This window comes from Microbacterium sp. 01T413_2, from assembly GCF_056398985.1.
Genome location: NZ_JBFTQL010000028.1, coordinates 19,255 through 31,894 on the forward strand (window position 1 = coordinate 19,255; position 12,640 = coordinate 31,894).

Genomic DNA, 12,640 nt, shown 5'->3' on the forward strand with positions numbered 1-12,640 from the left:
TCCGCACTCCTGAAAGGACGGGGCCGGCCCTTCGCGGCCGGCCCCGCACGGGACAGCAATGATCGGATTCCTCGTCCGCCGGGTGGCGGGCCTCGTCCTCCTCCTCCTCGTCGTGAGCTTCGTCACGTTCGCGCTCTTCCAGATCGGCCCGTCCGATCCCGCCGCCGCGGCGTGCGGCCAGGAGTGCACGCCGGAGCGCATCGAGCAGGCGCGCGTCGCGCTGGGCATGGACAAGCCCTTCTTCGTGCAGTACTTCGCGTATCTCTCCGGCTTCTTCGGGCCGCGCATGATCGGCGCACCCGGCGCGGAGCAGCTCTGCGCATGGCCGTGCCTGGGCAAGTCCTTCCAGACCAACGAGAGCGTCACCGGCGTTCTCGCCCGCGCCCTCCCCTACACGCTGTCGATCGCCGTCGGCGCGGTCGTGCTGTGGACGATCGTCGGCGTCGGCCTCGGCCTGCTCGCCGCGATCCGCAAGGGCAGGGCGACCGACAAGCTCATCGTCGGCGCCGCCTCGGTCGGCGTCTCGCTGCCGATCCCGGTGACCGGCCTGCTGCTGCTGCTGGTCTTCGTGAGCACGCTGCACTGGCTGCCGTTCACGAGCAATCAGATCAGCAGCCCGTTCGGACCGGCCGGCCCCGCCGGCTGGTTCCTCAACTACCTGCTGCCCTGGGTCGCCATCGCGGTGCTGTTCAGCGCGCAGTACATCCGCATCACACGCAACAACATGATCGAGACATTCGGCGAGGACTTCATGCGCACCGCCCGGGCCAAGGGCCTGGGTCGCCGCGAGATCGTCTTCCGGCACGGCGTGCGCGCCGGTATCACACCGATCGTGACCATGCTGGGCCTCGACATCGGCGCCCTGCTCGGCGGCGCCGTGCTCACCGAGCAGATCTTCTCGGTCCCGGGCCTCGGCTTCACGGCCGTGCACGCGGCGGTCGCCGGAGACCTTCCCGTCACCATGGCCATCACCATGCTGGCCGCGTTCTTCATCATCACCGCCAACGTCGTCGTCGACCTCGCCTACGCCGGCATCGACCCGAGAGTGAGGGTCAGCTGATGGCCACCCCGTTCCTCGACATCCGCGATCTGCGGGTCGACTTCCCCACCGACGACGGCGTCGTGCACGCGGTCAACGGCATGGACCTCACCCTCGAGCGCGGCGACACGATCGGCATCGTCGGCGAGTCCGGATCCGGCAAGACCGTCACCAGCCAGACGCTGATGGGGCTGCTCAAGGAGACGAGCGCCCGTGTCACCGGGCAGATCCTGTTCGAGGGCACCGATCTCGTGCCGCTCAGCGAGAACGAGATGCGTCCGTTCCGCGGTCGCAAGATCGGGATGATCTTCCAGGACCCGCTCTCCGCGATGCATCCGTTCTACACGGTCGGCACGCAGATCGCCGAAGCGTACCGGGTGCACAACAGGGTGAGCGCGAAAGCCGCCAAGGCGCAGGCCATCGACATGCTGGCGCGCGTCGGCATCCCGGATCCGGTGTCCCGCTACGACTCCTACCCGCATGAATTCTCCGGCGGCATGCGCCAGCGCGCGATGATCGCGATGGCCCTCATCTGCGAGCCGGAGCTGCTCATCGCCGACGAGCCGACCACCGCGCTCGACGTCACGGTGCAGGCGCAGATCCTCGACCTGATCTCATCGCTGCAGCAGGAGACCGGATCCGCCGTCGTCTACGTGACACACGACCTCGGCGTCGTCGCCGAGGTCTGTCAGCGCGTGATCGTCATGTACGGCGGGCAGTGCGTCGAGCAGGCCGACATGGAGGACGCCTTCCTGCGCACCGCGCACCCGTACACGAAGGGCCTGCTCGCCTCGATGCCGTCGATGGCGGATGAGGCCGGACGCCTCACGCCCATTCCCGGCTTCCCTCCGTCTCTGCTCGACCTGCCGCAGGGCTGCCTGTTCGCCGACCGCTGCCCGGTGGCGCACCTGGTGCCGGGCAACCGCTGCCGCACCGAGCGACCTGCGCTGCACGGCGCGGGATCGCACCGATCGCGCTGCCACCTGTCCGAGGGGCTCGGCACGTCCCAGCCGATCACGATGGAGGCCGCACGATGACCGCCCCGCTGCTGCAGGTCGAGGGCCTCGCCAAGCACTTCCCCGTCTCGCAGGGCATGTTCAAGCCGAGGAGCATCGTCAAGGCCGTCGACGGCGTGTCCTTCACGCTCGAGCGCGGCAAGACCCTGGGCCTGGTGGGTGAGTCCGGCTGCGGCAAGTCGACGACCGGCCGGCTGCTCATGCGCCTGCTGACGCCGACCGCCGGGAGCATCCGCCTGGACGGCGCCGACGTCGCGGGCCTGAAAGGCTCCGAGCTGCAGGACTTCCGCCGCCGCGTGCAGATGGTGTTCCAGAACCCCGCGTCCTCGCTGAACCCGCGCCAGACCGTGGGGGCCGCGATCGCCGCACCGCTGCGCGCCCAGCACATCAGCCCCAAGGAGGGGATGAAGACCCGCGTGCAGTCGCTCATGGACCGGGTGGGACTGCGGCCGGAGCACTACAACCGCTTCCCGCACGAGTTCTCCGGCGGCCAGAAGCAGCGCGTCGGGATCGCCCGGGCGCTGGCACTGGAACCCGACGTGGTGATCTGCGACGAGCCCGTGTCCGCGCTCGACGTGTCGGTGCAGGCGCAGGTGATCAACCTGCTGCAGGACATCCAGGCCGACACCGGCATCTCCTACGTCTTCATCGCGCACGACCTCTCGGTCGTCAAGCACTTCGCCCACGACGTGGCCGTGATGTACCTGGGCAAGGTCATGGAGCTCGGCACTAGGGACGAGGTCTTCGACGCCCCGCGGCATCCCTACACGCAGTCGCTGCTGTCTTCGGTCCCCTCCCCCGATCCGCACGCGGATCGCAGCGGGCGGATCCGTCTCACCGGCGATCTGCCGCATCCGTCGAACCCGCCCAGCGGCTGCGTGTTCCGCACGCGCTGTCCGGTCTTCGAGCTGCTGGACGAGGAGAAGAAGAAGATGTGCGTCGAGCAGGTGCCGTCCGGTGCGGTCGCCTGCCACCACCTGGCCGAGGCCGCCGCGTTCGCGGCGAGCACCCCTGAAGAGAGGAAGATCCTTGCTGATTCGTGACGTCCGCCCCTGGGGCGGTTCCGCATCCGACGTCGTCATCGAGGACGGTCGCATCGCGGCCGTGCGCCCGCACGACGAGACGGCCCCGCTCGGGGCTGGGGATGTGGACGGCCGCGGACGTCTGCTGCTGCCTTCGTTCAGCGACGTGCACGTGCATCTGGACTCCTCCCGCATCGGCCTGCCGTTCCGCGAGCACACCGGAGCCCCCGGCGTGTGGGCCATGATGATGAACGACCGCCGCAACTGGCGCAACACCGACGTGCCGCACGCCGAGATCGTCGCCGGCACGCTGGAGCGCATGATCGCCCGCGGCACCACGCGGGTGCGCACCTACGCGCAGGTCGACGTGGACTGCAAGCTGGAGAAGTTCGACTCGGTGATGGCGGCGAAGGAGAAGTTCGCCGATCAGGCCGACGTGCAGGTGATGACCTTCCCGCAGGCCGGGATCCTCCTGGAAGAGGGCACGGTCGACTACCTCGAGGAGTCGCTCAAGCAGGGCGCCGACGTCATGGGCGGCATCGACCCTTCGCAGCTCGACCGCGATCCGGTGAAGCACCTGGACATCGTGTTCGGTCTGGCCGAGAAGTACCAGGTCGAGATCGATATCCATCTGCACGAACCGGGTCACCTCGGCGTGTTCAGCACTGAGCTCGTGCTGGAGCGAGTGCGCGCGCTCGGCATGCAGGGCAAGGTCACGATGTCCCACGCCTACGAGCTGGGCGGAGTGGACGAGGCCACCAGCCGCCGGCTGATCGACGAGTTCGCCGCACTCGACATCGCCATGGCGAGTGTCGCACCCGCGGCCCGCAACCAGCTGTCGCTCGTCGACCTGGTCTCCTCGGGCGTGCGATTCGGGCTCGGCGAGGACGGCCAGCGCGACTACTGGAGCCCGTACGGCAACTGCGACCTGCTCGATCGCACCTGGCAGCTGGCGTTCACGAACAACTTCCGCCGCGACGAGCACATCGAGATGTGCCTGGCGATCGCGACCATGGGTGGCGCCAGCATCATGTCGCACGATGTGCCCCGCCTGAACGGAGTGCAGGACCGCCCAGGCACGGCCGTCGGCGATCGCGCCGACCTGGTGCTCGTCGACGGTCAGACGCCGACCAGCGCCGTGATGGACCGCGGCACCGATCGCACCGTCCTCCATGACGGGCGCGTCGTCGCCGATGGGCTCCGTGTCCTCGCGAGCTGATCGGGCGGAGGGCGACGCTCTCCCGGCTGGACCTGCGGCGGAGCACGCCCGGCCCGCGCCGGACCGCTCCCGGCCGGTGCCGGCCGGGAGCGCCGCCCGAGCCCTTGCGCTCGGGGCCGCGCTCCTGGTCGGCATGAACCTGCGTCCGGCGATCACGTCGGTCTCGGCGCTGCTGGACCAGGCGACGAGCGAGTTCGGTCTCGGCGGCGTGGAGCGCAGCCTCCTCGCGACGCTGCCCGTGATCGCCTTCGGCCTGACCGCACCTCTCGGCCCTCTGCTGGCGCGGCGCCTGGGCACGACCCGCGCGATCCTCGTGGCGATGGCCGTGCTGGCGGCGGGACTCGTGCTGCGAGTACTGAGCGGCTGGATGCTGCTGCCCGGCACGTTCCTCGCCGGTGCCGCCATCATGGTGGCGGCCACCCTGCTGCCGCCCTACCTGAAGGCGCTCGGCGCCAGCGGACTCTGGGTGGGCCTCAGCAGCATGTCGTTCGGCATCGGCGCCGCCCTGGGGGCCTCTCTCGCCGTGCCGCTGGACGAGACATTCGGCCTCGCACCCGCCCTCGCCGCCTGGGCTGCGCTCGCGGTGATCGCTGCGCTGGCCATGCTCGCCGTGGGCCGCGGCTCGGCGACCGCTGCGCCGATGGGGGCGCCGATCGCGATTCCCGTCGGCGCACGCGCCACGGTGGCGCTCATGACGACCGTGTTCTCGCTGCAGGCGCTGCTCTACTTCGCCGTGACCACGTGGCTTCCGCTGATCCTGGCTTCGCATGGCGAGTCCCGCGCCTCAGCGGGCGGTCTGCTGGGCTGGTTCAGCCTGATCGGCTTGATTCCGACACTGGTCGCACCGGTGATGGCACGCCGTCGGCGGATCCTGACCTGGTTCGGCCCCGGGCTGGGAATCGTGATGGCCGCGGGGTTCACCTGGTTCGCCTTCGATGGCGGCCACGACGCCGTGGTCGTCACCGTGCTCGGTATCGCTCAGAACGCCGGCTTCGGTCTGGCGATGGGACTGCTCGTGAGCCTGTCCGCGGACGAGGCCTCCGCCGGCATACTCTCCGCGATCGCGCAGGGAGTCGGCTACGCGCTCGCCGGCGCGGGAAGCCTGCTGCTCGGCATCGTGCACGACGCGAGCGGCACCTGGACTGCCAGCCTGCTGATCATGGCGCTCTGCGCGCTTCTGCTCGCCATCTCGGTGGTGCTCGTCATCCGCCGTCGCCCGGTTTCACTGATCCGGCGCTGAGCGAACGGCCCGGCGCCGTCAAGACGCAGCGCTTGCAGGTGCGCAGGACCACGCGAACCGAAAGGTCGAGGCCCGCCCCACACCGTGGGACGGGCCTCGCAAGAATGTTTAGCGCGATTGTACGCTGGCTGCGCTGCTGCTTAGCGGCGGAGTCCGAGACGCTCGATCAACGACCGGTAACGGTTGATGTCGACGTCCTGGAGGTAGCCGAGCAGACGACGGCGCTGACCGACGAGCAGGAACAGGCCACGACGCGAGTGGTGGTCGTGCTTGTGCTCCTTGAGGTGCTCGGTGAGGTCCTTGATGCGCTGCGTCAGCATGGCAACCTGCACCTCGGGGGATCCGGTGTCACCGGGGTGCGTCGCGTACTCTTCGATGATCGCCTTCTTGACGTCTGCTTCCAGTGCCATAGGTGATCCCCTTCCTCTTTGCTGCGCGGTGCCCGACGCCTGATGCGTGGGCTCTCTTATCCGCGGCCGATCGAACGGCAACCGCACAAGTCTATCAGCACCGGGCGGCTCCGTGCGCCGAGCCGGATCCCGGCCGCTCGTCACGCCGATACGCTCGATGAGTGAGTCACCTGATCGACCTGAGCCCCTTCCGGCAGAGCCCGGCCTTCGCCCGGATGTGGATCGGATCCACCCTCAGCGGCATCGGCGGTCAGCTCACGGTCGTCACGGTCATGCTGCACGTGTTCGCGCTCACGCACAGCACCTTTGCCGTGTCCATGATCGCGGTCGCCGGGCTGGTGCCGATGATCCTCGCCGGCCTCTACGGCGGCATGCTCGCCGACGCGTTCGACCGGCGACGCGTCGCGCTCATCGCGGCTGTCATCACCTTCGTCGCGACCGCACTACTCGCGACGCTCACCTGGACGCACGCGGAGACGATCTGGTGGCTCTACGCCCTGAGCATGATCATCGCCGCGTCGAACTCGGTCGGCATGGCCACGCGCACCGCGATCATCCCGCGCCTGCTCTCCCGGGACATGCTGGCGCCCGCCTCGGCACTGAACGGCGTGGCCTTCGGCATGACCGTCATGGCGGGCCCCGCCCTGGCCGGTCTCCTCGTCGCACTCACCGGCTATGGCTGGACCTACACGATCGACGTGATCCTCATGCTGTCGATGTTCCTCGGCCTGTGGACGCTGCCCGCCCTCAAGCCCGAGGGCGAGATCGTGCGCCCAGGACTCGCCTCGCTCGTCGACGGCTGGCGCTTCCTGCGCCGCGCGGGAAACATCCGGATGCAGTACGTCCTCGACGTGTGCGCGATGACGTTCGGCCAGCCCCTGGCCCTGTTCCCGGCGCTCGGCACGGTGATCCTGGGCGGCGGCGCGGTCACCACCGGCCTGCTCACCGCGGCGGTCGCCGTGGGCACCTTCCTGTCGAGTCTGTTCTCGGGGCGCATCGTGCACTACCGCTGGCACGGCCGCGGCATCGCCAGAGCGGTGCAGGCGTACGGCGCGATGATCGCGCTGTTCGGTGTGGTCCTGCTCGTGGGTGCCCTGCTTCCGGGCGCACCGGCGACCGCGAGCTCGCCGAACGTTCTGCTGATCGCGCTCGGGTGCGTCGCTCTGGCGTTCTCGGGCGCGGCAGACAACGTCAGCTCGATCTACCGCAACACGATGATGCAGGCCGCCGTGCCCGACGCGATGCGCGGCCGCCTGCAGGGCGTGTTCATCATCGTCGTCGCGGGCGGGCCGCGTCTCGGTGCCCTGTATGCGGGAGTGCTGGCCTCGCTCACCGCGCTGTGGTTCCCGCCGCTCCTGGGCGGGATGCTCGTGATCGGGCTCGTGGCGCTGTTCGTGCGGCTGAGTCCGCGCTTCCGCGCCTACGACGCCGAGGATCCGCAGCCCTGAACGCCCCGTGGGCGGAGACTGCGGATCCTGATGCGCGTCAGTGCTGTCCGGCGGGCTGGCGGATCGCGACGTTGATGCGGTTCCAGACGTTGATCGCGCTGATCGCCAGGATCAGCGCGGACAGCTGCCGCTTGTCGAACTGCGCCGACACCTCGGCCCACAGTTCGTCGGGCACCGGATCCGCCTTGTCCGCGATCCTGGTGAGAGCTTCGGTGAGCGCGAGCGCCGCCCGCTCCCCTGCCGTGAACAGCGGAGCCTCGCGCCACGCCGCGACGCCGAATACGCGCTCTTCGCCAGCGCCGTCGGCGCGCATCTCCTTGGCGTGCTCGATCGTGCACCAGCTGCATCCGTTGATCTGGCTGGCCCGCAGATGCACGAGATGCAGCAGCTCCTCCGGCAGATCGGTCGAGCCCGCCACCTTGCTGAGCCCGGTGAGCGCGTCGAAGCCGCCCTCGAGCAGGAATGCAGGGTGCGGCATCCGCGCCTTGATGGCGACGGCGGTGGTGGTGTCGATGGTCTGGTCGATGGTCATGTCAGACTCTTCCCGTTCTTCTCATGAGACGCCGTCCCGATTCGGACGGTCACTCTGATGACACGCGGGCCGGAGGAGATGTGACATGACGGACGAGAATTTTCTTGTGGAGCGCTTCGAGGAGCATCGTCCCCGGCTGCGCCGGCTCGCGCAGCGCATGCTCGGATCCACCGCGGAGGCCGACGACATCGTGCAGGAAGTGTGGCTGCGGGCTTCCGCGGCCGGCGCGGACGACGCGAAGAACTTCGGCGGCTGGTTGACCACGATCGCTTCCCGCGCCTGCCTGAACGTGCTGCGTTCTCGCGCCTCGCGGGACGAGATCCCGCTCGACGACGAAAGGACGGGCCCGGTCATCGAGATGGAAGAGCGGGCACCGGATCCCATGCAGGAGGCGCAGCAGGCGGAGGCCGTCGGCGCCGCACTCACGGTCGTGCACGAACGCCTCTCCCCCGCCGAGCGTGTCGCCTTCGTCCTGCACGACTCCTTCGATGTGCCCTTCGAGCAGATCGCCGACCTGCTCGAACGCTCCCCCGACGCGGTACGACAGCTGGCCAGCCGCGCGCGCCGCCGAGTGCGCTCGGCCGACGTCGCCGGCATCCGCCCTGCCAGGGAGCGACGTCCCGTGGTCGATGCGTTCTTCGCGGCCGCGCGCGCGGGCGACTTCGACCGCCTGGTGTCGTTGCTCGCCCCCGATGTCGAGCTGCGGATCGAGCAGGGCCTCTCCGTCACGGCGCTCGTGCGCGGCGGCGCGGCCGTCGCGGGCCGGGCGCTCATGTTCGCGATTCCGGACGCCGTGCTCCGTCCCGTGCTCGTGGACGGTCTCCCCGGCGTCGTGGTCACCGTCCGCGGACAGGCGGTGTCGATGATGGCGTTCGACGTCGATGGAGACCGGATCGCGGCGATCGATGCGTTCGCGGGTCCGGCGCGCGTGGCCGAGCTGTCGCTGCCGCGTTGACACCAGCGGGATCCTCAGGCCCTACGACGGGCGATGTCCCCGCCCGGGTGCACACTGACGGCATGAGCACCACGAGCCGCACGACCACGCTGCCCCTGACCGGGCCGTACGACCTCCGCGAGGTCGCACTCATGGGATTCGGCCACCGCGACGAGGCGGCCTTCGACGGAGTCATGCGCCTGGCCTTCTGCACCGACGCGCTCGACGCCCAGGTCGGGGTCGAGGTGCGACAGCACGACGGCGAGCTCGCCCTGACCGTGCACGGGGAGGGCGACCTGACCGCGATCACCGCGCAGGTCGCCCGTGTCGTCTCCGCCGATCACGACGGTTTGGCGTGGGCGGCGGTGTGCGCTGCGGATCCCGTGCTCGCGCGCGTGCACGCCGAAGCGCCGGGGTTCCGTCCTTCGAACTTCTACAGCCCGTACGAAGCCGCGGTCTGGGCGGTCCTCTCGGCCCGCCGCGCACGCCGGCAGGGCATCGCGCTGCGCCGACGCCTGTCCGAGCAGCACGGCGCCGTGTTCGCGCTCGCCGGACGTCCCGAGGCGGCGCTGCCGCTACCTGGGCAGCTTCTCGGCCTCGACGCGATTCCCGGACTGCCCGCGGACCGGATGCCCCGACTGCACGCCATCGCGCGCGCCGCACTGGACGGGCAGCTCGACGTGCAGCGGCTGGCTCGCATGACGCCCGCCGAGGCGATGCTCGACGTGCAGCGCCTGCCCGGCATCGGCCCGTTCTACGCTGCGCTCATCGTGATCCGCGCGTGCGGACTCGCCGACGTGCTGTCCACCCAGGAGGATCACACCCGAGCCGCGGTCCAGGCGCTATACGGCCTCGATCACAGGCCGGGCGATGCCGAGCTGGAGCGGATCGCCGAGGCCTGGCGTCCGTTCCGCACCTGGGCGGCCGTGTCACTGCGAGCGGTCGGGACCCGGCTCGTCGATCAGCCCGCGGCCTGACCAGCACCGGGAGAGCCTCTCGAGACGCGAAAGGGCGGGGCCGCGCGATGCGGCACCCGCCCAAGGGATGAACCCGGATTACGCCTCGAGGGCGCCCTGCAGGTCGAGCGTGATCGTGACGTCCTTGCCGACGAGCACGCCGCCGGTCTCCAGCGCCGCGTTCCAGGTGAGGCCGAAGTCCTCGCGGTTGATGACGGCCTTGGCAGACGCGCCGGCCTTGTAGTTGCCGTACGGGTCGGAGCCGAAGCCACCGAAGTCGAGCTCGAAGGTGACCGGCTTGGTCACGCCGTGGATGGTCAGGTCGCCGTCGACGAACAGGTCGCCGCCCTCGGCACGCGCGCCGGTGGAGACGAAGTCCATCGTGGGGTACTTCTCCGCGTCGAAGAAGTCGCCCGACATCAGGTGACCGTCGCGGCCGGCGTCACCGGTGCTCAGCGAGGTGACGTCGACGCTCGCCTCGACGCGGGCCGCGAGCGGGTTCTCCGGGGCGACGAGCGTGGCGCTCTTGACGCCGAACGTGCCGCGCACCTTCGAGATCATCATGTGGCGGACACTGAAGGTCACCTCGCTGTGGGCGGGGTCCAGGGTCCAGGTGCCGCTGCGGTAACCGGGGATGTCGATGCTCATTGCTGCTCCTCGTGCGAAGTTCTGGGCCACCGCTCCTGCGGCGACATCACCGTATAACTTACATTCAACTGAATGCATTCCCGATTCGCCGAACTTTTTCCGAGATCACCTCCGACATGACGAAGGCCCCGTTCAAGACGGGGCCTTCGCGATCGTGCTCGTCAGCCGACGGCGATGAGATCGATGATGAAAATGAGGGTCTTGCCGCCGAGGAAGTGACCGGATCCGGCAGGTCCGTAGCCGAGCTGCGGGGGGATGATCAACTCGCGGCGTCCACCGACCTTCATGCCGGGAATGCCTTCCTGCCAGCCCTGGATCAGGCCGCGGAGCGGGAACTGGATGGTCTCGCCACGGCCCCAGGAGGAGTCGAACTCCTCGCCGGTGTCGTGCTCGACACCCGCATAGTGCACGGTCACGGTGTCGCCGGGCTTCGCCTCGTCGCCGGTTCCCTCGATGATGTCGCGGATCACGAGCTCCGTGGGAGCGGGTCCGGTGGGGGCGTCGAACTCGGGCTTGGTGCGCTCAGTCATGCCTCCATACAACCCGACGGGTGCGGCTCGGTCAACGCGAGGCCCTGCGCCGACGGCGAACAGCGCTCGGCACGTGTCGCGGAGAGTCGCGGCGCCCGATCCTTGACATCCCCGCCCCACGGGTGCAACCTGTTTTCAGATCAACTCAGCGCCCGGAGGACTTGCAGGCATCGCCGCAGCACCGGGCGCTGAGTCTGTCTCAGACCGCGAGCAGGGCGTCGCGCGCCGCGTGGGTGCGCTGCAGTAGAACCTGCTCATCCTGGGTCGCCAGCGGATCCCTTCCCGTGATGATGCGCTGCCGCACGGAGGCGAGCGTGGTCGCGTCCTTGATGAACCCGCGCATGATCGGGCGACGGTCGCCGCGTAGTCCCGACGCCCACCGCAGACCGACGCGCCGGCCCGCAGGCGTCGCGAGCATCGACACCTCCTGCGGCGTGAACCAGCCTGCAGTCGCATAGTCGCTGAGCCGGGCGTAAGTGAGGCGCGCCTCCTCCTTGCGCAGCAGGATGATCACGACGATGAAGCCGACGAACAGCGGAACCTGCAGCACGAGGTACAGCACGAAGAAGTTGCCGATCATCGAGGAGCCGTTCCAGAGCGCGTGCAGCGCCATCGCCCCCAGCACGCCTACCGCGCCGAAGCCGAGCGCGCGCGCTGCCGAGGCGCCGCGACGCGCGGCAAGCCCGATCGCGAACCCGGTCACCGAGGTGAACATCGCGTGAGCGAAAGGCGACATGAGTCCGCGCAGCACGAAGGTGACGGTCAGATCCGGCGCCCCGCCCTCGATGAGACTGATCGCGAAGTACTGGATGTTCTCGGTGAAGGCGAAACCCGCGCCGACCAGCGCGCCGTACACGATGCCATCGATCGGGCCATCGAAACTGCGACGAGCCATCACGAAGATCAGGAAGACGCCGAGGCCCTTCGCCGTCTCTTCGACCATCGGTGCCTGGAGCACCGCGGTCAGGTCGTCGCTGCGCTGGCCGAGCAGCAGCGTCAGCAGGAGATCGACCACGAGCGCGAGGCCCACCGATGCGATCGCACCCCACGCGATCGCGAACGCGACCAGCGACTTCGGCTCCGGCTCCCACCGGTCGATGAAGAACACACCGAAGAACACGATCGTCAGGGGCACGAGCGCGAGCACCATGCCGATCATCGACGCGGCAGGGCCGAGCGCCCACACGAAGTAGGCGATGAGGCCCAGGAGCACGAATCCGAGCGCGCCGAACGCCCAGACCGAGGCGTGCCGGCCTTTCGCGGACGGCACCGGCAGCGCCGGCACCGCCTGGACGGGAGCGGGCGGTGTGTACGCGTCATAGGCGACGGCGCCGTGGTGCTCCGGGCGCTGAGCGAGCACCGAGCCGTACACCGGCGAGATCGGCGTCGATGCCGTCTGCGGGTAGTTCTGGGGCTGCACGTACTGCGGCTGTTGGGCGTACTGGGGCTGTGCGAGTGAGGGCTGGGCTGGCGAGGGCTGAGCGAGCTGCGTCGCGTACGACTGCGGCGACTGGCCCGTCAACGGCGAGGGCTGCGCGGCCGCAGGCGGCTGGTACGGCGACGGCGCGGCGGGCGACGGGCGCGGGGCAGGGCGCTGCGCGGCGGGATCGCCGTGTCCTCCAAAGCTCATGCCCAAAGCCTAGAGG

The 12,640-nt window shown here is 69.5% G+C and carries 13 protein-coding genes; 8 read left to right on the forward strand and 5 right to left on the reverse strand.

Going from position 1 to position 12,640, the window contains the following annotated elements; genetic code table 11:
- Positions 1–58 precede the first annotated feature (58 nt).
- From AC1DMN_RS14240 to AC1DMN_RS14260, 5 genes are all read left to right on the forward strand, one after another.
- Positions 59–1,060 (forward strand): ABC transporter permease, encoded by a 1,002-nt coding sequence (locus tag AC1DMN_RS14240; RefSeq protein WP_477230667.1) that lies wholly within the window; start codon positions 59–61, stop codon positions 1,058–1,060.
- Positions 1,060–2,076, forward strand: a complete 1,017-nt coding sequence (locus AC1DMN_RS14245) for an ABC transporter ATP-binding protein (protein WP_440732147.1) — start codon at positions 1,060–1,062, stop codon at positions 2,074–2,076. The genes AC1DMN_RS14240 and AC1DMN_RS14245 overlap by 1 nt, the downstream gene beginning before the upstream one ends.
- Positions 2,073–3,098, forward strand: a complete 1,026-nt coding sequence (locus tag AC1DMN_RS14250; protein WP_477230669.1) for an ABC transporter ATP-binding protein — start codon at positions 2,073–2,075, stop codon at positions 3,096–3,098. Before AC1DMN_RS14245 ends, AC1DMN_RS14250 begins: the two co-directional genes overlap by 4 nt.
- Positions 3,085–4,296, forward strand: coding sequence for an amidohydrolase family protein (locus AC1DMN_RS14255; RefSeq protein WP_477230670.1), 1,212 nt, complete (start codon positions 3,085–3,087; stop codon positions 4,294–4,296). The genes AC1DMN_RS14250 and AC1DMN_RS14255 overlap by 14 nt, the downstream gene beginning before the upstream one ends.
- Positions 4,297–4,429: 133 nt before the next feature.
- Positions 4,430–5,536: an MFS transporter gene (locus AC1DMN_RS14260; RefSeq protein ID WP_477384440.1), complete on the forward strand. Its 1,107-nt coding sequence runs from the start codon at positions 4,430–4,432 to the stop codon at positions 5,534–5,536.
- Between the two features lie 140 nt (positions 5,537–5,676).
- Here AC1DMN_RS14260 and rpsO read toward each other — a convergent pair whose 3' ends face one another.
- Positions 5,677–5,946 carry a 30S ribosomal protein S15 gene (gene rpsO / locus AC1DMN_RS14265; protein WP_018187174.1) on the reverse strand — a complete coding sequence of 90 codons (270 nt, stop codon included), beginning with the start codon at positions 5,944–5,946 and terminating at the stop codon, positions 5,677–5,679.
- 161 nt (positions 5,947–6,107) lie between these two features.
- Between rpsO and AC1DMN_RS14270 the strand changes: the two genes are divergently transcribed.
- On the forward strand, positions 6,108–7,394 hold the full coding sequence (locus AC1DMN_RS14270) for an MFS transporter (protein ID WP_440732153.1): 1,287 nt from the start codon (positions 6,108–6,110) through the stop codon (positions 7,392–7,394).
- Between the two features lie 37 nt (positions 7,395–7,431).
- Here AC1DMN_RS14270 and AC1DMN_RS14275 read toward each other — a convergent pair whose 3' ends face one another.
- Entirely contained in the window at positions 7,432–7,926 is a 495-nt protein-coding gene (locus AC1DMN_RS14275) for a carboxymuconolactone decarboxylase family protein (RefSeq protein ID WP_440732154.1), read from the reverse strand.
- Between the two features lie 85 nt (positions 7,927–8,011).
- Here AC1DMN_RS14275 and AC1DMN_RS14280 point away from each other — a divergent pair, with 85 nt between their 5' ends.
- Both AC1DMN_RS14280 and AC1DMN_RS14285 read left to right on the forward strand, forming a co-directional pair.
- Positions 8,012–8,881 (forward strand): sigma-70 family RNA polymerase sigma factor, encoded by an 870-nt coding sequence (locus AC1DMN_RS14280; RefSeq protein ID WP_477230671.1) that lies wholly within the window; start codon positions 8,012–8,014, stop codon positions 8,879–8,881.
- Between the two features lie 62 nt (positions 8,882–8,943).
- Positions 8,944–9,837 carry a DNA-3-methyladenine glycosylase family protein gene (locus AC1DMN_RS14285; protein ID WP_477230672.1) on the forward strand — a complete coding sequence of 298 codons (894 nt, stop codon included), beginning with the start codon at positions 8,944–8,946 and terminating at the stop codon, positions 9,835–9,837.
- 78 nt (positions 9,838–9,915) lie between these two features.
- Here the strand turns inward: AC1DMN_RS14285 and AC1DMN_RS14290 are convergent, their stop codons facing one another.
- The 3 genes from AC1DMN_RS14290 to AC1DMN_RS14300 all read right to left on the reverse strand — a co-directional run bounded on the left by AC1DMN_RS14290 (position 9,916) and on the right by AC1DMN_RS14300 (position 12,624).
- Positions 9,916–10,464, reverse strand: a complete 549-nt coding sequence (locus AC1DMN_RS14290) for a YceI family protein (RefSeq protein WP_477230673.1) — start codon at positions 10,462–10,464, stop codon at positions 9,916–9,918.
- Positions 10,465–10,625: 161 nt separating this feature from the next.
- On the reverse strand, positions 10,626–10,994 hold the full coding sequence (locus AC1DMN_RS14295; RefSeq protein ID WP_477230674.1) for an FKBP-type peptidyl-prolyl cis-trans isomerase: 369 nt from the start codon (positions 10,992–10,994) through the stop codon (positions 10,626–10,628).
- Positions 10,995–11,193: 199 nt separating this feature from the next.
- Positions 11,194–12,624 carry a PrsW family intramembrane metalloprotease gene (locus tag AC1DMN_RS14300; protein WP_477230675.1) on the reverse strand — a complete coding sequence of 477 codons (1,431 nt, stop codon included), beginning with the start codon at positions 12,622–12,624 and terminating at the stop codon, positions 11,194–11,196.
- Positions 12,625–12,640: the final 16 nt, after the last annotated feature.